The 20,530-nt window shown below is 67.8% G+C and carries 17 protein-coding genes; 6 read left to right on the plus strand and 11 right to left on the minus strand.

Annotated features, from left to right (window positions below; all coding sequences use genetic code 11):
• Window positions 1–9: 9 nt before the first annotated feature.
• From H3H37_RS01475 to H3H37_RS01485, 3 genes are read right to left on the minus strand one after another with little or no spacing between them, the layout of a single operon-like run.
• On the minus strand, window positions 10–1,572 hold the full coding sequence (locus H3H37_RS01475) for an FGGY-family carbohydrate kinase (RefSeq protein ID WP_182159346.1): 1,563 nt from the start codon (window positions 1,570–1,572) through the stop codon (window positions 10–12).
• A 14-nt stretch (window positions 1,573–1,586) separates the two neighbouring features.
• Window positions 1,587–3,194 (minus strand): glycerol-3-phosphate dehydrogenase/oxidase, encoded by a 1,608-nt coding sequence (locus tag H3H37_RS01480; protein ID WP_182159349.1) that lies wholly within the window; start codon window positions 3,192–3,194, stop codon window positions 1,587–1,589.
• On the minus strand, window positions 3,191–4,801 hold the full coding sequence (locus tag H3H37_RS01485; protein ID WP_182159351.1) for an FAD-binding oxidoreductase: 1,611 nt from the start codon (window positions 4,799–4,801) through the stop codon (window positions 3,191–3,193). Before H3H37_RS01485 ends, H3H37_RS01480 begins: the two co-directional genes overlap by 4 nt.
• A 132-nt stretch (window positions 4,802–4,933) precedes the next feature.
• Here H3H37_RS01485 and H3H37_RS01490 point away from each other — a divergent pair, with 132 nt between their 5' ends.
• Entirely contained in the window at window positions 4,934–5,989 is a 1,056-nt protein-coding gene (locus H3H37_RS01490) for an AraC family transcriptional regulator (RefSeq protein WP_182159354.1), read from the plus strand.
• Window positions 5,990–6,004: 15 nt separating this feature from the next.
• Here the strand turns inward: H3H37_RS01490 and H3H37_RS01495 are convergent, their stop codons facing one another.
• From H3H37_RS01495 to H3H37_RS01515, 5 genes are all read right to left on the minus strand, one after another.
• Window positions 6,005–6,442 (minus strand): hypothetical protein, encoded by a 438-nt coding sequence (locus H3H37_RS01495; RefSeq protein WP_182159357.1) that lies wholly within the window; start codon window positions 6,440–6,442, stop codon window positions 6,005–6,007.
• 33 nt (window positions 6,443–6,475) lie between these two features.
• The gene (locus H3H37_RS01500; RefSeq protein ID WP_229218596.1) at window positions 6,476–7,969 is read right to left on the minus strand and encodes a cytochrome P450; all 1,494 of its coding nucleotides are present in this window, start codon (window positions 7,967–7,969) and stop codon (window positions 6,476–6,478) included.
• 44 nt (window positions 7,970–8,013) lie between these two features.
• Complete coding sequence (locus tag H3H37_RS01505; protein WP_182159360.1) at window positions 8,014–8,952, minus strand: sulfurtransferase; 939 nt, start codon at window positions 8,950–8,952, stop codon at window positions 8,014–8,016.
• 112 nt (window positions 8,953–9,064) lie between these two features.
• The gene (locus tag H3H37_RS01510) at window positions 9,065–9,265 is read right to left on the minus strand and encodes a hypothetical protein (RefSeq protein WP_182159363.1); all 201 of its coding nucleotides are present in this window, start codon (window positions 9,263–9,265) and stop codon (window positions 9,065–9,067) included.
• A gap of 104 nt (window positions 9,266–9,369) precedes the next feature.
• Window positions 9,370–12,207 carry a M16 family metallopeptidase gene (locus H3H37_RS01515; RefSeq protein ID WP_311197375.1) on the minus strand — a complete coding sequence of 946 codons (2,838 nt, stop codon included), beginning with the start codon at window positions 12,205–12,207 and terminating at the stop codon, window positions 9,370–9,372.
• A gap of 75 nt (window positions 12,208–12,282) precedes the next feature.
• Here H3H37_RS01515 and H3H37_RS01520 point away from each other — a divergent pair, with 75 nt between their 5' ends.
• From H3H37_RS01520 to H3H37_RS01530, 3 genes are read left to right on the plus strand one after another with little or no spacing between them, the layout of a single operon-like run.
• Window positions 12,283–13,074, plus strand: a complete 792-nt coding sequence (locus H3H37_RS01520) for an ABC transporter permease (RefSeq protein ID WP_229218597.1) — start codon at window positions 12,283–12,285, stop codon at window positions 13,072–13,074.
• An 11-nt stretch (window positions 13,075–13,085) separates the two neighbouring features.
• The gene (locus H3H37_RS01525; protein ID WP_182159366.1) at window positions 13,086–14,063 is read left to right on the plus strand and encodes an MlaD family protein; all 978 of its coding nucleotides are present in this window, start codon (window positions 13,086–13,088) and stop codon (window positions 14,061–14,063) included.
• Window positions 14,060–14,722 carry a hypothetical protein gene (locus H3H37_RS01530; RefSeq protein WP_182159369.1) on the plus strand — a complete coding sequence of 221 codons (663 nt, stop codon included), beginning with the start codon at window positions 14,060–14,062 and terminating at the stop codon, window positions 14,720–14,722. Before H3H37_RS01525 ends, H3H37_RS01530 begins: the two co-directional genes overlap by 4 nt.
• Before the next feature lie 52 nt (window positions 14,723–14,774).
• On the opposite strand, the gene H3H37_RS01535 is transcribed toward H3H37_RS01530, so the two are convergent.
• On the minus strand, window positions 14,775–16,031 hold the full coding sequence (locus H3H37_RS01535; RefSeq protein ID WP_182159372.1) for a DEAD/DEAH box helicase: 1,257 nt from the start codon (window positions 16,029–16,031) through the stop codon (window positions 14,775–14,777).
• Between the two features lie 175 nt (window positions 16,032–16,206).
• On the opposite strand from H3H37_RS01535, the gene H3H37_RS01540 reads away from it, so the two are divergent.
• Window positions 16,207–17,196, plus strand: coding sequence for a dipeptidase (locus H3H37_RS01540; protein ID WP_182159374.1), 990 nt, complete (start codon window positions 16,207–16,209; stop codon window positions 17,194–17,196).
• Between the two features lie 106 nt (window positions 17,197–17,302).
• Here the strand turns inward: H3H37_RS01540 and H3H37_RS01545 are convergent, their stop codons facing one another.
• Window positions 17,303–18,472: a 4-hydroxybenzoate 3-monooxygenase gene (locus H3H37_RS01545; protein ID WP_182159377.1), complete on the minus strand. Its 1,170-nt coding sequence runs from the start codon at window positions 18,470–18,472 to the stop codon at window positions 17,303–17,305.
• A gap of 120 nt (window positions 18,473–18,592) precedes the next feature.
• Here H3H37_RS01545 and H3H37_RS01550 point away from each other — a divergent pair, with 120 nt between their 5' ends.
• On the plus strand, window positions 18,593–19,483 hold the full coding sequence (locus tag H3H37_RS01550; RefSeq protein WP_182159380.1) for a helix-turn-helix domain-containing protein: 891 nt from the start codon (window positions 18,593–18,595) through the stop codon (window positions 19,481–19,483).
• Window positions 19,484–19,507: 24 nt separating this feature from the next.
• Here H3H37_RS01550 and H3H37_RS01555 read toward each other — a convergent pair whose 3' ends face one another.
• A complete protein-coding gene (locus tag H3H37_RS01555; protein ID WP_182159382.1) occupies window positions 19,508–20,521 on the minus strand; it encodes an aldo/keto reductase in 1,014 nt (337 codons plus the stop codon).
• Window positions 20,522–20,530: the final 9 nt, after the last annotated feature.

A 20,530-nucleotide genomic window follows, 5' to 3' on the forward strand; every position in this document is an offset into this window, starting at 1 on the left:
CCGGCCCGCCTACAGCTGTTCCGGATAACCGGTGATGTCGGCGATCTCGGCGTACATGGGCTGTAACCGCTCGTACATCTTCAGGTAGACGCGCCGGTACAGCCGGTCGTACATCTTCTGGTTGGCCGCGATGGGCGCGAACACGCGCCCGGGGCGGGTCATGACGCGGATGGCGGTATCGAAATCGGCATGCAGCCCCAGGCCGGCCGCGACGGCGATGGCCGCGCCCAGGCCCGAGGTTTCGTACACGTGGGCGCGCGCGGCCGGCAGGCCGAAGATGTCGGCCGTCAGCTGCATCGCCGCGTCGCTTTGCGAGCCGCCGCCGGCCACCCGCAATTCCGTCACGGCCACGCCGCTGCGTTTTTCGATGCGTTCCTTGCCCTCGCGCAGCGCATAAGCCAGCCCTTCGAGGATGGCGCGGTACATATGGGCGCGCGTGTGCACGTCGCCAAAGCCGATCATGGCGCCCTTGGCCTCCGGCCCCGGCACCCGGATGCCGGGACTCCAGTACGGTTGCAGCATCAGGCCCATGGAACCGGGCGGCACCTGCTCCACCAGCTGGTCGAACATGGCTTCGGGCGCCGTGCCCCGTTCGCTGGCCGTGGCCTGCTCCAGGTGGCCGAACTGCTCCTTGAACCAGTTCACCATCCAGTAGCCGCGGAAGATCTGCACCTCGGTGCTGTAGGCGCCGGGGATGGCGGCCGGATACGGCGGGATGAACGGCGTGACCTCCACGTATTTCCTGGTGGTGGTGTTGATGGTGGCCGTGGTGCCGTAACTGAGGCAGCCGATGTGCGGCGCCAGGCCGCCGGCGCCGATCACCTCGCACGCCTTGTCGGCGGCGGCGGCCACCAGCGGCGTGCCCGCCGGGATGCCGGTGGCCTCGGCGGCGGCGACCGTGATGGCGCCGATCACCGTGCCTGGCTCCACCAGTTCCGGCAGCATGTCCGGCTTGATGGCCAGCGCCTGCCACTTCCAGTCACGCTTGCCGGCCCACTTGTGGCCCTTGTAGTCGAACGGCAGATAGGCCACCTGGGAGCCGATGGAATCGACCATGCGGCCGCACAGGCGGTAATTGAGGAAGCCGGACAGCAGCAGGAACTTGTCGGTCTTGGCCCAGATGTCGGGCTGGTGGGCCGCGATCCAGTTGATCTCCGCCTCGCGCCGGAAGTATTCGATGGTGCTGCTCACGCCGGCCACCTTGAAGGCCGTGCGCCAGAAGGCGTTCAGCGGCGGCACCTGCTCCGTGCGGCGCTGGTCCAGCCACGTGATGGCCGGGCGCAGCGGATTGCCGTCCCGGTCCAGGTTGATGACGGTGCCGCGCTGGGTGGTGACGGCCACACCCTTGACGGCGGACTTGGGGATATCCGTTTCCGTCCATAGGCGCTGGCAGGCCACGCAGACGGCCTTCCAGTAGCCGTCCGCACTGTGCTCGGCCCAGCCGGGATTGTCCGAGAAATACGGCTGCAAGTGGACCTGGGTCTTGGCCGCCAGGTTGCCGTGCAAATCGAACAGCAGCGCGCGCACGCTCTGGGTGCCGTTGTCGATCGAGAGAAGATATTGTTCGGCCATATCGTCTTATTGTTTTAGTTGTTGGCGGCGCGTTGCGCCGGCAGGCTGTAATGGGTGGCCCATAATGCCAGATAGGCGCGCTGTTCGTCATCCCAGCGCTGGTCGCTCCAGCCCAGTTCCGGCTGGCAGATGGCGCGCACGCGCGGCAGGATGTCCGCGCCGCCGCCGCGCAACTGGATGCCGATACGGCTGCGGCGCAGCAGCAGGTCGTCCAGCTTCTGCACCGATTCGCAGCGGGCCGCCCAGCGCAGCTGGACCCACAGCGTTTCCGTGCCCGGTATGGTGGCCAGTTCGCCCGGCTGGGCCGCGTCCACCAGCTGCTGCGCCTGGGCGCCGTAGCGGCCTTGCAGCCGCGCGGCCTGGGTGACGGACAAGCGGCGGTCGTAGCGCAGTGGCGCGGCCGGATCGAAGATGGGACGCGGCTCCAGCTTGTCGCGCCAGTCCGGCAGCAGCGAAGCAGCCTTGCGCAGCGCGTCGAGCGCGATCACGCGGAAGGTGGTCATCTTGCCGCCGGTGACAGTCAGCAGGCCGTCCTCCAGCCATAGCGCATGGTCGCGCCCTTCCTTGGATGGATCGCTCTTGCCACTGTCGATCACGGGGCGCACGCCCGCGTAGCTGGCCACAATGTCGCTCTCCTTCAAGCCCAGTTGTGGGAACTGGTCGTGCAGCGCCGCCATCAGGTAATCGACTTCGGCCCGCGTAATCGCGGCCTCGTGCGCCATATCGCCCTTGTGGTCCACGTCCGTGGTGCCCACCAGCGTCACGCCCTCCCACGGGAAGGCGAACACGGGGCGGCCGTCGGCCGGATGCATCAGGCTCACGGCCTGCGCCAGCGGCAGCCGCCAGGCCGGCAGCACCAGGTGGCTGCCGCGCAGTGGCCGCAGCCGGGGTGCCGCCCCGCCCTGCGCCCGCAGGCCGTCGGCCCAGGCGCCGGTGGCGCTGATGACGAGCCGCGCGCGCACCTCGTGCGCCTGCCCCGTCACGCCGTCGCGCACCTTCGCACCGCACACCTTGCCGCCGCCATCTGCTGAACGCAGCAGCGATTCCACCGCCATATAGTTGAGTGCCACGCCACCATGCTGCTGCGCCTCGCGCAGCACGCGCAGCACCAGACGCGCGTCGTCGGTTTTGGCGTCCGTGTAGCACATGCCGCCTTGCAGGCCAGTGTTGGCGATGTTGGGCGCCAGCGCCAGGAAGTCGTCATGGCCGAAATAATGGCGCGCGCGCTGGCCCGCCATCAGATCGTAGATGGCCAGGCCGAGCAGGAACATGCGGCGGCCCGGCTTGCGGCCCAGGTAGTCGCCGAACGCGAAGCTTTGCGGCTCCACCAGCCCGGCCGCGTCGCGCAGCAGTTGCTGGCGCTCGTGCACGGACTCGCGCGTGAGACCGAATTTGCCTTCCTTCAGGTAGCGCAGCCCGCCGTGCACCAGCTTGGACGAACGGCTGGACGTACCCCACGCGAAGTCGCGCTGCTCCACCAGCAGCGTCTTCAGGCCGCGCCGCGCCGCTTCCAGCAGGATGCCGGCGCCCGTGATGCCGCCGCCGATCACGATCAGGTCCCAGTCGCGCGTCAGCAATGACGCTGCCTCGCCCCGGCCGCCGCTGTTCCAGTGGGCGCTCACGACGGCACCGCCTCGGACGGCAGCAGTTTGCCGGGGTTCATGATCTGCTGCGGGTCGAAGTGGCGGAACAAGGCCTGCATGGCGCTCAGCCCCAGTTCGCCCTTTTCCGCCGGCAGGTAGGGCGCATGGTCGCTGCCCACGCCGTGCTGGTGGCTGATGGTGCCGCCGTTGGCCACGATGGCCTGGCTGACGGCCTGCTTGAGCGTGCGCCAGCGCGCCAGGTCCTGCTCGAAATTGCCGGCCAGCCGGTAGACGAAGGTGGTGTACACGCTGGCGCCCTGCGCGTACAGGTGCGACAGGTGGGTGTAGGTGTGGACTTTCTCGCCGTGCTGGCCCAGCGCCGCCGTGGCGGCCGCCTCCACGGCCTGCATCATGCCGGCCACGCGCGGCCAGTCGACGGCCGTTTCCACCGTGTCGATGGCGTAGCCGTGCTGCCAGGCCGCGTTGCGCAGGTAGACATTGCGGAAGCGATTCTGCTTCCACTTGTCGCCCATGTGGCGACCGATATGCACCCCGCCGCGCGCCCGCGTGAGGGCCAGCGCATCCTTCAGGGCGGCCTTGGCGGCAGCCTTGCGCCCGCTCACACCGATCATCAGCATGCACTTGCCTTCGCCGCAGCCGCGCAGGCGCAGCCAGGTCTCCAGCGCGCCGATCAGGGTCTTGTGGCCGGCCAGCGCCAGCATGGTGACCGTCTCCAGCGGGTTGGACAGGCGCAGCATGGACAGCGACAGGCCGGCCTGCACCACGGCGCGCACGGCCTGCTCGGCCTTATCCCAGCTGGGGAAGAACACGGCATGGAACGATTCGTATTCGGGCAGCGGCGTCACGCGCACGGTCGCTTCGGTCAGGATGCCGAGCCGGCCTTCCGAACCGAGCACCACTTCGCGCAGGTCGGTGCCGGCGGCCGAGGCGGGGAACGTGGGAATATCGAGCGTGCCGGCCGGGGTTTCCACCTTCCCGCCCCTGAACATCTGCTCGATGCGGCCATAGCGCAGCGATTGCTGGCCGGACGAGCGGGTGACCACCCAGCCGCCCAGCGTCGAGTATTCGAACGACTGGGGGAAGTGGCCCAGCGTGTAGCCGTGGGCGCGCAACTGCGCCTCCAGGTCCGGGCCGAACACGCCGGCGCCGAACGTGGCCAGTTGCGACTGGGTGTCGAGGCTGAGCAGGTTGCGCAGGCGGGTCAGGTTCATGGCCAGCACGGGGCGCGGGCCGCCCGGCGCCGTCAGGTGGCCGGCCACGCTGGTGCCGCCGCCCTGTGGGATCAGCGCCACATGGTGTTCGGCCGCGTAATCGAGCAGTTCGCGCACCTGTTCCGGGCTGTCCGGATAGGCCACGCCATCGGGCGCCGTGTCGATCACGCCGTAGCGCAGGCGCAGCCAGTCGGGCAGGCTCTGGCCCAGCGCGTTGCGCAGGCGGACGGCGGGCGCCGTGTCGATCAGGCGATGGGGCGCCAGCCGCGACGGGCGCAACTGCGCGCATGCCTTGTCGAAGGCGGCGTCCGGAAACGGCGTGCCGCTCCCGATGCGCTGCGCCAGAAATCCCAGCGCATCCTCGCCCAGCGCGAATTCTATGGTGTCGTCACCCCAACCGTTCCAGCGTCTCATCGTCGTTCCGTCCTCATTGCGGCGCGCTTGCAGCCATTGTTATACTGGCGCGCACCTGGCTAATCATGGCAGCAGAATAAGACAGAACCCACTCAAGGTATTGCGTATTCATGACATCCGCATTGTTCGATCATGCCAAGCACCACGCCTGACGCGCGCCCCCAACATGGCGCCCGCGTGGCCGGCTCCTATCTGCAGCCTTTGCTGGAGGCGGCCGCCGCGCGCGGCGTACAGGCGGCCGCGCTGGAGCGGGCCGCCGGCTTGCCCGCCGGGGCGCTGACCCCGCTGCCCGAATCGCTGGCGGCCGACGACTACGTGCGCCTGCTCGACGTGGGCGCCGCGCTGGCCGACGATCCCCACTTCGGCCTGCACGTGGGCGAGCGCTTCAAGCTGGGCACCTACAACGTCTATGGCCTGATCCTGCTCAGCTGCCGCGACTTTGGCCAGGCGTTCGAACAGACCATGCGCTACGAGCAGCTGGCGCACGACCTGGGACGCTCCACCCTGCGGGTAAGCGAGGGCATGGCCCATTACACCTGGCATTGCCACTACGGGCCGGAGCGGCGCCACCTGATCGACAGCGTGTTCGCGGGCATCCGCGTGTTCGGCAACTGGCTGGCCGGGGTGACGCTGCCGCCGCCTGCACTGGTGCTCAGCCACGATGGCGGCGATCCGGCCGGCCATGGCGAATACCTTCGCGTGTTCGGCGCCCTGCCCCGCTTCAACGGGCCGGCCAACACGGCCAGCTTCGACGCCCAACTGCTGGCCTGGCCCGTGCCGAACGCGGACACGGGCTTGTATCCCGTACTGCGGCAGCACGCCGAACAGCTGCTGCAATCGCGCGCGCAGACCGGGGCCAGGACCGGCGCCGACGCGGGCATCAGCCAGCAGGTGCACGAAGCCATCGTGCGCAACCTGGCCCAGGGACAGGTGCGGCTGGCCTCCATCGCCGACGAGCTGAAACTGTCGCCGCGCACGCTGCAACGCAAGCTTAGCGAGGCAGGCGCCACCTTCCAGCAGGTGCTGGACCAGGCCCGCTTCGCGCTGGCGCGCGACTACCTGCGCCAGCCGGAACTGAGCCTGGTCGATATAGCCTTCCTGCTAGGCTACCAGGAACAGAGCGCGTTCAACCACGCGTTCAAGGAGTGGTCGGGCATGAACCCGGGTGCGTTCCGCGAACGGGGCTGAACGGGGCCGCCTGGGTCAGGTGGTGCTGCCGCGCACGCGGATGAAGGGGCCGATGCAGCTGTTCATGTCGCGCTCGAAACACATGAGGAACAGGTTGCCGCTGGGGTGAAACAGGATGTAGCTGGTAGCCACATGCCCCACCTCCGTCACCTCGCCCGAGCAATCGGGCTTGCCGTTGTCCTTGACGATGGTGTCCACGTGCTTGTAGAAGCCCAGCTGGTCGGGCTGGTCGGCCACGTCGAACGCCGATTCAGCCACCTCCTCGTTGCTGGTGACCAGGCTGCTGCCGTCGTCGTGGATATGGTAGGTTTCGCTGCACGAACCGTCGGCCATCGTGATCTGCCAGGTGCCAATCAGCGGATGGTCGTGGCGCAATGGGGCGGCCTGCCCGCCCGCGGCCGCCAGCACGCACAGCGCCACGGCCGCGCAACCGGAAATGAGATTCTTGAACATGACGGCCTCCGCTGACGGCAACTCGGGAATACCCTAGCCTAGCACTTTTTCAGGTTCAGGTCTCCGCGCCAGCAGGGTAACGGGCAAGGCGCTGGGCGAATTGGTGAACGTGAAGGTCTCCTCGGCCGGCGCCGCGCCCGGCACGGCGGCGATCGTGAAATGACGCGCCAGCATCGACATCACCATCTTGATCTCGGCCATGGCCAGGTAACGGCCCGGGCAGAAACGAGGGCCGCCGCCGAACGGGAACAGCTTGCGGCCCGGATCGTCGCCGCGCTCGCCCGCACCGTCCAGCCAGCGCTGGGGCAGGAAGGCGTCCGGCTGCGCCAGTTCGCTGTCGCGTTGCGCGGCCAGCCGCGTCATGGTGAAGATCACGGTGCCGGCCGGCACTGCCAGGTCGCCCAGCATCACGTCGCGCGTCGGCTCCACGGCCAGGAATGGCGCCACCGGCTTGAGCCGCATGGCTTCGCGGGTGGCCGCGTCCACGTAATGGAGCTGCTCCAGCAGGCGGTAGTCGCGCAGCACGGGCGCGCTGGCCAGCACGCGGTCCGCCTCCGCCGCCAGCGCGCCGGCCGCCACCGGGTCGCGCGCCAGGAAATCGATCAGCCACGCCGTCGTGTTGGAGGTGGTGTCCTCGCCCGCGAACACCATGGTGATGGCGTTACCCACCACGCCCGCGTCGGTGAAGCCGGAACCCGGCTCGTCGCAGGCGGTCACCAGCGCTTCGAGCATATTGGACGGCTTCTGGCGCAGCGCCGGCTGCAGCGCCAGGCGCTTGCGGGTCTGGGCGATAAAGCCCATCACGGCCTGCTGGATGCGGGCGGCGGCGGCATCGGCCTCGCGGTCGGGCGAGCGCTTGAGCAGCGGCACGCGCCAGTACGGCAGCGCCGTCGTCAGGCGCCGCGCCACCCGGTTGAACAGGAACTCAATATCGCGCTGCAGCGGATTGTCTTCCAGTTCCAGCGTGTTGATGTCCTGGCCCATGGCCAGCCCGATGGTCACGTCCAGTGTATAGGCCTTCAGGTCGCGCAGCACGTCCACCGGACGGCCGGCCGCGATGGCCGCGCTCCAGCGCTGCTGCAAACGCTCCGTCATCATGCTCAGGGTGGGGAAGAAACCGTGGATCACCTCCGGCGTCAGCGCCCGCATCACCAGCTTGCGCTGGCGGCGCCATTCGTCGCCCTCGGCCGTGAACAGGCCGCGCGTGCCCACCTCCTCCAGCATCTGCGCCGTGCGCGCGGAACGGCGCATCACGTCGGGCCGGTCGCGCAGCAGGCCGGCGATCACGTCGCGATCCGAGGTGACGAGGAACTGCTTGCGCATGATCCTGAAACGGTACAGGGTGCCGTACTGGCGGCCCCAGTCCTCCAGCACCTGGTGGAATGGCCGGCGGTTGATGTCCGCGATCACACCGGTGAACGGGCGCCCCTTCGGCCCCGGCAAGTCGGCGATGCGCCGCGGCGGCGCCGGTGGTGGTGCCAGTGCGGCCGCGCCCTGCGTCATGCCCATGCTGCCTTTGTCCATCATGTCTCCCAAGATGTCGCCCGGCCGGCATCGCACGTGCCGGTCCGCTAAGCTGTTCCCGTGCGGCAGACGACGGCGTTGGCCGGGTCGCCGCTCCATTCGCACCAGCCGCCGTCGTACACGCTGATATGCGGCCAGTCCATCAGCCAGGCGTAGAAGAAGGCCAGCGACGCGCGCCAGCCCGTGCCGCAGTAGAACGCCATGCGCCGCTGCCGGTCTATGCCGGCCTCGCGCCACAACTGGCAGATCTCGCTGGCTGGTTTCATGCTGCCGTCGGGCCGGTGGAAGTCGCTCATGCTGTTCACATCGTCGTCGTTGCCGGCCCGCCCCCACAGGGCGCCCGGAATATCGCCCCGCGCGGCGATGTAACTATACCCCGAAATCTTGCCAATAAATTCATTCCAGGTGCGGATGCTGACCAGCGCGCCGTCGGGCGCTTGCAGCAAGGCGCGCGCCTGTGTTATGCCGATCAGGTAGTCGGGACGGGCCGGGAATGGCGCGCCGAAGCGGGCCACGCCAGGGTAGCGCCGCGGCGCCCCGGCCACCAAAGGGTGGCCGCCGGCCTGCCACAGCGCGTAGCCGCCATCGAGCAGGCGCACGTCGCGCACGCCAGCGTACAGCATCAGGTGGGCGGCGCGGGCGGCGGCCAGGTTGTTGCGACCGTAGAGCACCACCGTGCTGTCGTGGCGGATGCCGCAGGCGAGCAGGAGGCGCAGCAAGGCCTGGTCGCACACCTTGTTCCACAGGGGCGCCTGTTCCAGCTGGTTGGTGTCGATATAGCCGGCGCCGGGGATATGGTCCTGCTCGAAGGCCGCGGCGCCGCCGCAGCCCACTTCGAACAGGCGCCAGTCCGGCGGCGGTGCTTCCGCCACGGGCTCGCCGGCCAGCGCGGCAGCCAGCCAGGCAGGCGTGACGAGCTGGCGCCAGCGGACCAGGTCCGGGCGGAAGGCGGGTGCTGCCGGATTGTCGTGCGGGTCGGACTTCATGGGTATGCGGGACGGCGGCGGCGCGCCCTCAGGCGCGGCCGGTGCTTGCGGAATGGCCGCTATTGTACGGCATGGCGCGGCGCGGGCCGCCGCGCGCGCGCCGGGACGAGGCTCAGGCCAGCGCTTCCTTGGCCGCTTCCTCAGGGGTCAGGCCGTCATAGAACTGGTCGGTGAACCACTCCACCTGTTCCTCGATGTGTTCCTGCGCTTGCTGCTGGGTGGCGCCGCCGGCCACCAGGAAACCTTCCACTTCGATGCACCACTGGATCAGTGCCATCGTTTCCGGGTCCAGCTCTTCTTTTTTCTTCGCCATGGTGTTGCCTCTTGCCTGTCGCAGTGAATATCAGCCGCCAGTGTAGCAGTTTCGCCGCACCGGCCCGCTGATTAGAGCTTTTCCTCCAACGGGCGGGCGACGCATCATGGGGCGAGGGTGGATGCTGGATAGAGCACCACCTGAAGGTAATTATCCATGTCGAAGTAGCGGCGCGCCGTCTGCTTGAGGTCCGCCGGGCGGATGGCGGCGGCCCGCTGCTCGACCGTGAGCAGCGCGGCCGGATCGGTGCCGTTGATCAGCGCCGCCTGCAACTGCCCCAGCCAGTAGCCATTCTCACGCAAGCCCTTGTGATAGTTCCTGGACCAGCTGGCGCGCACCTTGTCCAGGTCCTGCTGCGATACGCCCTGCTCCTTGACCTTGGCGATCTCCGCGAAGGTGGCGGCGATCACTTTGTCCACGTTCTCCGGCCCGCAGGGCAGGTTGATGCTGATGGCGTAGCCCCCATACGGCACCTTGGTCAGCGCGCCGGACATGCCGCCGCCGTAGATCAGCCCCTGCTGCTCGCGCAGCACTTCCAGCAGCTTGATGTTGAGCGCTTCCAGCAGCGCCTGCAGGCGCATCTGCTCATCGTCCGAGTAGTCGGCCGTGCCCGTGAACGTAATCGAGATGGTGCTCTTGGGCTCCGCACCCATCCGCACTTCCTTCTTGACCACGCCCTTGACCGGCCGCACGCCCCAGTCCTTGTACTGCACCGGCACAGGGGGCGTGGGCAGCGCGCCCAGGTAGGCGGCCACCAGCGGCTTGATCTGCTCCACGTCGAAACTGCCGACGATGAAGAAGGTGAAATCCCTGGCGCTGGACAGGCGGCTACGATAAATCTCGAACACCCGGTCCAGGTCGATGCGGTCGAAGTCCTCCGGGCGCGGCGCGCGCGCCACCCGCGCGTTGTTGTCGTACAGCGTGCCGACGATGGTGTCGCCGAACACGGCTTCCGGGCGCGACAGGCTGTTGCGCGCCAGTTCCTTCTGCTTGCCCACGAAGGCATCGAAGATGGCACGGTCGCGGCGCGGCGCCGTCATCTGCAGGTAGGTCAGCTGCAGCATGGTTTCCACGTCCGCCTTGCCGGACTGGCCGCTCAACGTCTCGCTCAAATTGCCGACCGTGGCGCCGGTCATGGCGACCTTCCCGGCCAGCACCTTGCTCAAATCGGCCGGCGAATAATCCTGCAAGCCCATTTGCGCCACGATGGCGCTGGCGTAGCGCGCGTTTGCCAGATCCGGTTCGCCAAACAGCGACTGGCCGCCGAAACGCACCGCCGACATCAGCACCTGGTCGTTATTGAAGTCGGTCGACTTGAGCACCACCTTGACGCCGTTGCCCAGCGTGAGCCGGGTCAGCCCCAGCACCGGGTCCACGCTTTGGCTGACGATGGCGCCGCCTTTGGGCGGCTGCGCCATCAGCACGCTGGCGACCTGCTTCTCCGCCTGGGGCTGCACTGGCGTGCGCTCGGCTGCCTCCACCGCCGCGAGCAGCTCGGCTTGCGAGGGAATGGGCGCTTCGGCCCGGTCGCTGCCGGTATAGATCACCAGCTTGTTGCCGCCCGAGGGAATCGTCGCCCGCGCGGCCGCGTTGACTTCAGCCAGCGTAATGCCGGGCACCAGCTGGCGCACGTAGTCGTACTCGTTGGCGATACCGGGTATTGGCTCCTGCTCCAGGAAGTTGCGGATGTACTCGGCCGCATAGCCGGAAGAATTGGACTTGTCGCGCTCGTTGTAGCCTCGCTCGACAGCGCGCAGCATGTTCTTCTTGGCCCGCTCCAGCTCCGCCTCCGTGAAACCGAACTGGCGCGCCCGCTCATCCTCCCGCACCAGCGCGGCGATGGCCGGCGCCGCGCCGCCCTTGCCCAGCACGGCCGCCGCACGGAACGAGCGGTAGCCGCGCGCCACCTTGGTCATGCTGCTGCCGCCCTGGATAAACGGCGGGTCGGCCTGCTGCGTCAATTCCGCCATGCGCTGGCCCAGCATGGCGCCGTACAGGCCCTCGACCAGGCTGGCGCGGTAATCGCCCACGGTATGGTGGGCAGGTTCCGGCTCGATGCCGTAGCGGATGTAGACGCCGTTGGTATTGGCTTCCTTGTCCGTCACCACCACGCCCTCGGACGCCTGGCGCTGCGGGATCACAGCATAGTCACGCGGGCGCTCATGGGCCGGGTTGGCCAGGGCGCCGAAGTGGCGCTCCACCATGCGCTGGGCGACGGCCGGGTCCACGTCGCCCACCACCACCACGGCCATCAGGTCGGGCCGGTACCAGTCATGGTAAAAGCGGCGGATCGCCTCGGGCCGGAAGCTCTTGATGACGTCCTCCTTCCCGATCGGCATGCGCTGCGCGTAGCGCGAACCGTTCATCAGCTTGGGCATCAGCACCTTGTTCATGCGGTCTTCCAGGCCTTTGCCCAGCCGCAGTTCCTCCAGCACGATGCCGCGTTCGCTGTCGATGTCGGCGTCATTGAACGACAGGCCATGGGCCCAGTCCTCCAGCACCTGGAAGCCCTGCTCCACCACTTCCGGACGTTCGGTGGGGATCGGCAGGATGTACACCGTCTCGTCGAAGCTGGTGTAGGCGTTCAGGTCGGCGCCGAACTTCACGCCGATGCCCTGCAGGTAGGACACCAGTTCGTTGCGCTTGAAATGGGTGGAGCCGTTGAACGCCATGTGCTCCGTAAAATGCGCCAATCCCTGCTGGTCCTCATCTTCCAGCATGGAGCCCGCCTTCACAACCAGCCGCAACTCCAGCTTCTGCGCCGGCCGCGCGTTCTTTTGAATGTAGTAAGTGAGGCCATTGGCCAGCTTGCCCACCTTGACTTGCGGCCCGATGGGCAGGGTATCGGATAGCGCCAGCGCGCTGGCGTCTGCCTGGGCCAGCGCGGCGCAGGCCAGCAATGCGGCCGCGATGGCGGCGCGCAGGGTCGGTGGAATCATCATGGATGCGATAGGGTGGACAAGACACGTACAGTACACTGAATCGCGCGGCCCAGGCAAAAATGCTAGACTGACAAGATGAACCCTTCCACCTCCACCCTCGCCGCCATGCGGCGCCTGGAAGCGGCCATCCGGTCCTGGCTGGCCAGCTGGTGGCGCCTGCTGCATTTCGCCGTGCGCATGTGGGCGCTGGCGCTGTCGCCGTCCAGCTACGGGAGCGCCAACCGCCCGCTGCTGGCACGCCAGCTGGTGCAGGCGGCCGCGCCGAACCTGCTGTGGTTCACGGTGCTGTCGTCGCTGGTGAGCCTGGTGTTGATCCGCATCGTGGTCGTCACCTCGCAAAGCTATGGCCTCACGCGCTACGCGCTGGCGCTGGTGGTGCGGGTGCTGGTGCTGGAACTGATCCCCTTGACGGCAGCCGCTTTCGTCGCCCTGCGCGCCACCCTGCCGGCCGGCCTGGAATTCTCGCAACGCCGGCGGCAAGCCGGCACCGGCGCGCCGGACGCGGCCCAACTGCGCGCCGACTTCTTCCCCCGCGTGGCGGCCGGCGTGTTCGCCGTCTGGCTGCTGGCGGCCATGAGCTGCGTGCTGACACTAGCCCTGGCCTACCTGTCCATCTACGGCTTCACGCCGTGGGCCTTGCCTGGCTACACCCGCGTGGTGGGGCAGATCTTCACGCCCGCCGTGTCGCTGATCCTGGTGCTCAAGATCGTGTTCTTCAGCTTCGCCGTGGGGCTGATCCCGATGGCGTCCTCGTTCTACGACGAGAGCTACCGGGGCAAGCTCACGCACGGCCTTTCGGACATGGTGCGCCTGTTCGCGGTGCTGCTGCTGGTCGAAATCGCCTCGCTGATGGGCAACTACTATTGAAAGAGTACGTCATGACCGACACCCCCACCCCGCCGCCGGACCCCGCGCCGGTGCGCAACGCCGAACTGAAAGCGGGCCTGCTGCTGGCGTTGATGGTCCTGCTGGTGGCCGCCACCGCCGTGTACCTGATGTATGCCCGCGGCGCGTTCGAGGCCACCCAGCGCCTGCTGCTGCAGGCCGATGATTCGGAAGGCGTGGTGGTGGGCATGGACCTGACCTACGCCGGCTTCCCCATCGGCCGGGTGCGCCGCATCGAGCTGGCGCCCGACGGCAAGGCCCGCGTGGTGATCGACGTGCCGCAAAAGGACGCGCACTGGCTGCGCAGCTCCAGCATCTTCACGCTGGAACGGGCCGTGGTGGGCGGCGCCAAGCTGCGCGCCTACAGCGGCGTGCCCACCGATCCGCCGCTGGAGAATGGCGCCCAGCGTCCGCTGCTGGTGGGCGACGCGACGGCCGAAATCCCCCGCATCCTGTCGGCCGTGAAGGACGTGCTGCAGAACCTGAACCAGCTGACGGGCGAAGGCTCGGCGCTCGAAGCGAGCCTGCGCAACGTCAAGGGCATGACCGACAAGCTCAATGGCCCGGGTGGCGCCATGAGCCTGGTGGCGGGCGACGACAAGAAGGCGCAACTGCTGCTGCAGCGGGCCAGCGAACTGCTGGTCACGGTGGACGCGGCCACGCGCAAGGCCGACAGCCTGATGGCCCATGCCGACAGCCGCCTGTTCGACCAGAACGGCATGGTGAACGACGCCCAGACCACGGTGCGCCAGCTCAACGCCCTGCTGGCCGATGCCCGCGCCAGCCTGAAAAAGGCGGACGCCGTGCTGGCGGACGCGCAGGTCATCAGCGGCAACGCCCGCGTCGCCTCGGCCGACCTGGGCACGCTGCGCGCGGAGGTGGAGACCAGCTTGCGGCGGGTCGAACAGCTGGTCAATGAGATCAACCGCAAGTGGCCGTTCAAACAGGATACGGAGATCAAACTGCCATGAGAGCGCACACCGCAGCATGGGCCGGCGCGCTGGCACTGCTGGCCGCATGCGGCAATAATCCGCCCCAGCCGGACTGGCAAATGAATGCCCACAACGCCATCGAACGGGCCGTGGCGGCCTACATGGAAGGCGAGACACTGGTGGAGACGGCCGAATTCAAGCGCGCCCGCGCCCAGTTGGCCAGCACGGGAAAACCGGAACTGGTGATACGGGCGGAACTGGTGCGCTGCGCGACGCGGGTGGCGTCACTGGTGTTCGACGCCTGCTCCGGCTTCGAGCAGCGGCGCCAGGACGCCGGCCCGGGCGATCTGGCCTACGCAGCCTATCTGGCCGGCACGCTGCGGGCGCAGGATGCGGCCCTACTGCCCGAACAGCATCGCGCCGTCGCCACGGCGCAGAACGACACAGCGGCAGCGGCGGCCGTTCAAGCCATCGCCGATCCGCTGGCCCGTCTGGTGGCGTCGGGCGTGCTGCTGCGCACGGGACGCGCCACTCCGGCCGTGCTGGCGGGCGCCGTCGATGCGGCGTCGGCCCAGGGCTGGCGCCGGCCGCTGCTGGCCTGGCTGGGCGCGCAGGCCATGCGCGCGCAGCAGGCGGGCGACACGGGCGAGCAGCAGCGTCTCCAGCGCCGTATCGATCTGGTGCTGGAAAAGCGCTGAGGCGCGCCGGCACGTCGTTGCGCCGGACGAGCTATAACGGCGCTTGGGCTGCCTATTCGGCGGCCGCGCGCGCCGCTGCCTCGCGCAGCTTGTCCTTCTTGCTCTTGCGCTTGCCCTTGATGCCGCCGTTGACGGTGTCCGTCACCGACGCCACCGGCACCGGGGCCTCCGTCTGCTTCGGCTCGAACCCGGCCACCTGCTCGCGCGGCAGCAGGATACCATTGCGCTTTTCGATCAGCCGGAAATGGGCTTCCGTGTCGGCGCTCACGAAACTGACCGCCACCCCGCTCTCCCCCGCGCGTCCGGTGCGGCCGATGCGATGGGTGTAATCGACGGCCGAACGAGGCAGGTCGTAGTTGACCACGGCCGGTAGCCGGGCGATGTCGATGCCGCGTGCCGCCACATCGGTCGCCACCAGCACCTGCAGGCGGCTGGCCTTGAAGTCGGCCAGCACCTCGGTGCGCGCGCCCTGGCTGAATTCGCCGTGGAAGGCGGCCGCGCGGATGCCGTTGCGCTGCAACTTGTCGGCCACGTGCTCGGCTGCGTACTTGGTGGCCACGAACACCAGCACGCGCGGCCATTTGTGCTGCTGGATCAGGTGCTTGAGCAATTGCGTGCGGCGCGGCGCGTCCACCATGATGGCGCGCTGCGCGATATCGGGCTTGCTGACCGGTTCGGACAGCACTTCGATCCGGGCCGGCTGGTGCAGCATGCGGTCGGCCAGCGCCTGCACCTCCGGCGGGAAGGTAGCCGAGAAGAACAGGTTCTGGCGCTGCGCCGGCAGCAGTTGCAGGATGCGCGCCAACTCCTCGCTGAAGCCCAGGTCCAGCAGGCGGTCGGCCTCGTCCAGCACCAGCATGGCGGTGCGCGAAATCTTCAGCGCGTTATGGTCAATCAGGTCCAGCAGGCGGCCCGGCGTGGCCACCACGATGTCGGCCCCACCGCGCAGCGCCATCATCTGCGGATTGATCGACACCCCGCCGAACACGATGGACACCTTGACCGGCATCGCCAGGTGCAGCGCCAGCTTGCGGATCGATTCGCCGACCTGGGCCGCCAGTTCGCGAGTGGGCACCAGCACCAAACCGTGCAGCTGGCGCGGGCCGCTGCGGTTATCGAGCAGCGACTGCAGCAGCGGCAGCGCGAAGGCCGCCGTCTTGCCCGAGCCGGTCTGCGCGGCACCCAGCACGTCCTCGCCGCGCAAGATGGCGGGGATGGCGGCGCGCTGGATCGCGGTTGGCTCCTGGTAGCCGATTTCGGCCACGGCGTTAATAAGCGAGGGAGCGAGGCCCAGCGAGGAAAATGACATGACAGCCTTATAGCGTTGATTCTACGGTAAATAATGCGCCAGTATAAAGCAGCGCCGCGCACGGAGCGAAAGCGCCCGAGGACCTCCTCGATTGCCCTGCACCGCCGTTTCGTGGGAATATATGCGCCTGCGGTTGTACGACGCACAACTATCATGACGAAAAGAGTACACGCTGATGATCAACTGGGACGCCCACGCCTGCCTGCCACAACACCCGCAAGCCGACTTCACGCCGGTGGACCAGTTGCGCGCCGCCGGCGTGAATTATGTGTCGCTCAACGTGGGCGCGGACATGAACCCGGTGTCGCAGGTCATGTCCGTGATCGCCGGCTACCGCGCCACCATCGCCGCCCACCCGGAGCGCTATGTGCTTGTGTCGAACGTGGACGACATCATCCAGGCCGCCGCCGACGGCCGCATGGCCCTGAGCTTCGACCTGGAGGGTGCCATGCCACTGCTGGAGCAGCCGGAAATGGTGGCCCTGTACGCGCAACTGGGCGTGCGCCAGATCCACTTTGCCTACAACCGCAACAACAGCGTGGCCGACGGCTGCCACGACGTGGCGCGCGGCCTGACGGGGCTGGGACACCGCATGGTCGCCGCCGTCAACGACGCCGGCATCCTGATGGATTGCTCGCACACGGGCCGCCGCTGCAGCCTGGAGATCATGGCCGCCTCCTCCCAACCGGTCATCTTCAGCCATGCCAATCCGCTGGCGCTGGTGCAGCATGGCCGCAACGTGAGCGATGAGCAGATCCAGGCCTGCGCCGCGACGGGCGGCGTGGTGTGCGTGTCCGGGCTGTCGTGGTTCCTCGGCAGCGAACGGCCTGGCGCGGACGACGTGGCGCGCCACGTGGCCTACATCGCCGAACTGGTGGGCGTGGCCCACGCCGGCATCGGCCTCGATATCTGCTTCCAGCAGCCCGGTTTGGACGACACGCCGCCCGGCGCCTTCGATCCCGGCCACTGGTGGCCCGCCTCGGCCGGCTACGACGCCAGCCGCCCACCCACCTTCACGCCGCCGTCCGTGTGGCGCGAACTGGCGCCGGCCCTGCGCCGCACCGGCATGAACAACGCCGAAATCGAGCAGGTCCTGGGCCGCAACATGATGCGGGTGGCACAGCAGGTGTGGAGCGTGCCGGAGCAACTGCTCAAGGCGGCTTGACGGATAAAAATGAGGCGACCGCCGTCTTGTCTGACGACGACCGCCTCCCGCTACCGCACCCGCCGCAAATGATCCCCCTGCGGCAGGCCGGATAGGCGCTCCCGCGTCAGAACGCGCCCACGTAGTTTTCCGCCAGCGAGGTGGCCAGTGCGCGCGAGGCGACGATGTTGTCCAGCTCCGCGCGCTGCATTTCGCGCTCGAACGGGGTGGCGTCCGCAAAGGTGTGCAGCAGGCGCGTCATGGTCCACGAGAAGTACTCGGCGCGCCAGATCCGCTTGAGCGCGTCCTCCGTGTAGCTGTGCAGGCGCTCCTGGCTGCCCTGGCGATAAAACTGCTCAAAGCCGCGCGCCAGCAAAGCCACGTCGGACGCGGCCAGGTTCAGCCCCTTGGCGCCGGTGGGCGGCACGATGTGGGCCGCGTCGCCGGCCAGGAACAGGCGCCCGCCCTGCATCGGCGTGGAGACGAAGCTGCGCATGCCGATGATCCCTTTCTGGAAGATGCGGCCCTCCTTGAGACGCCAGCCATCGTTGGTCTCGGTGCGCGCATGCAGTTCGGCCCAGATGCGGTCGTCGCTCCAATTGTCCACGTGGTCCGAGGGATCGCACTGGAAGTACAGGCGCTGGACAGTCGGGGTGCGGGTGCTGATCAGCGCGAAGCCCCGTTCGTGCTGGGCGTAAATCAGTTCATCGGACGACGGCGCCGATTCCACCAGGATGCCGAACCAGCCGAACGGATAAATGCGCTGGAAATCCTGACGCTGCTCCTGTTGTGGCATGGAGGGGCGCGACACGCCGTGGAAGCCGTCCGCGCCGACGACGAAATCGGCCTCGATCACGTAGGGCTCGCCGCGATGGGTGAACGTCACCGACGGCGATTCCGTCTCCACGCCATGCACAGCCACCTGGCTCACTTCGAACAGCACCTGCCCTTGCGCGGACAGGCGCGCCGCCACCAGGTCCTTGATCACCTCGTGCTGGGGATAGACCATGATGGCCTTGCCCGTTAGTTCCGTCAGGTCGATGCGGTGGCGCTGGCCGCCGAAGGACAGTTCGATCCCGCGGTGCAGCGCGCCTTCGCGGTGCATGCGCTCGCCCACGCCCGCCTCGTCGAGGATGTCCATCGTGCCTTGTTCCAGCACGCCGGCGCGGATCGTCGCTTCGATCTCTTCGCGCGAGCGCGATTCGAGCACGATCGATTCAATGCCCCGCAGATGCAACAGGTGGGATAACAGCAGACCGGCCGGGCCGGCGCCAATGATAGCGACTTGGGTACGCATGATGGATGTCTCCAATGTTGTTTGAACAGGAGCTCATCGTAGCTTCGGCGGGACCTGAAATGAATGGATGAATGCCGCTAAAACTTGTACTATTCGAACATCCACTCCCAATTGAAAAACATGCCCACATCCACCATCCACAGCGCAGCCGAAATTCCGATCTTCGCCTTATACGGCGAGCAACAGCAGGCAGAAAATGCCGAACTGGTGCACATCGAGCTGATAGAAACGCGCAGTCGCCTGTACGATTGGCATATCGCGCCGCACACGCACGCCGGCCTGTTTCAGGTACTATTTTTGTTGGGCGGCGAAGTGCGCGCGCACGTCAGCGGCGCGCTGTGGGAGTGTCGCGGCCCGGTGGCGATCACCATCCATCCGTCCGTGGCGCACGGCTTCGATTTTTCGCCGGAAGCGCACGGTTATGTGCTGACCGTGGACCAGAACGTGGTGTTCTCTGCGGCCGATAATCGCGCCAACCTGTTCTCGTCGCTGTTCGTCGCCCCGCTGGCCATCGAGCTTGCGGGTCAGCCGGACATGCTGGCCCGGATAGAACAATTGCTGCAGCACCTGATCGCCGAAGCGGCGTGGCCCGAATATGGCAACACGCTGATGCTCGAATGGCTGGCGCGAAGCGCCTTGCTGCTGCTGGTGCGCGCCCACGCGGAGCGCCGCCTGTCCGACCAGTCCGGGCGCGGCGACTTTGAACTGTTCAGCCGTTTCCGCGACGAGGTGGAACGCCACTTCAAGGAACAGTGGCAACTGGCCCAATACGCCAGCGCGCTGCACGTCACGCCGAGCCGCCTGAACCGGCTGTGCCTCAAACTGGCCGGCAAATCCGCGTTCGACATCACGCAGGACCGGCTGATGCTCGAAGCGTGCCGCAAGCTGACCTACCTGCCCGCCAGCATCGCCAGCATCGCCTACGAACTCGGGTTCCAGGACCCTGCCTACTTCAGCCGCCTGTTCAAGAAGCGCATGGGCCAGAGTCCCAAGGAATTCCGCCGCGCCTGAACCGCCGGCGCGGCGGCTTGCGGATCAGTTGAATTCTTCCGTATCGATTTCCACCTGGGTGGCCGCGTTGTAGCGCGCGCCGGACACGGTGGCCCGGTTCACCAGCGCCTCCAGCCGCGCCATCATGTCGTCCGTCAGGCGCACCGAAGCCGCCGCCGTGTTCTGCTCAAGGTGCGCGAAATTGCCGGTGCCGGGTATCGGCAGGATATGGGGCGCCTTGTGCAGCAGCCACGCCAGCGCCAGCTGCGCGGGCGTGCAACCGGCCTCCTGTGCCAGCGCGCTCAACGCCGGCAGCCATTGCAAGTTGGCCGCCAGGTGTTCGCCCTGGAAGCGCGGCATGGAACGGCGCAAGTCCTTGGCCACGAACGCCTCGGCCGCCGCCGCATCCGGCACCGCGCCGGCCAGGAAGCCGCGCCCCAGCGGACTGAAAGCGACGAAAGCCGTGCCCAGTTCGCGGCACGCGTCGAGCACCGCGATCTCGGGATTGCGCGTCCACAGCGAGTATTCGGACTGCACGGCCGCCACCGGATGCACGGCATGCGCGCGGCGCAGGGTCTCTGCCGACACTTCGGACAGGCCGATGGCGCGGATCTTCCCTTCCGCCACCAGCTGCGCCAGCGCGCCCACGCTGTCCTCGATGGGCACACTGCGGTCCCAGCGGTGCAGGTAGTACAGGTCGATCACGTCCGTGCGCAAGCGCCGCAGCGCCTCCTCGCAGGTGCGCCGGATCGCTTCCGGACGCCCGTCGATCACGCGGCGCTTGACGCCACCCTCACCCACCACGCCGTCCATGCCGCACTTGCTGGCCAGCGTGAAGCGCGAACGGTGCGGCGCCAGCGCCCGCCCCACCAGCGTTTCGCTGGCGCCGAAGCCGTACAGCGCGGCCGTGTCGAAATGGGTGACGCCCATGTCCAACGCCGCCAGCAGCAGCCGCTCCGCATCGGGCGCGGCCAGCGGCTCGCCATAGGCATGGCACAGGTTCATGCAACCGAGGCCGATGGCCCCGACCTGGAATGGTCCCAGCGCGCGCATGTTCATCTCAGCTCC

The organism is Rugamonas brunnea, assembly GCF_014042345.1.
Classification (GTDB): domain Bacteria; phylum Pseudomonadota; class Gammaproteobacteria; order Burkholderiales; family Burkholderiaceae_D; genus Rugamonas; species Rugamonas brunnea.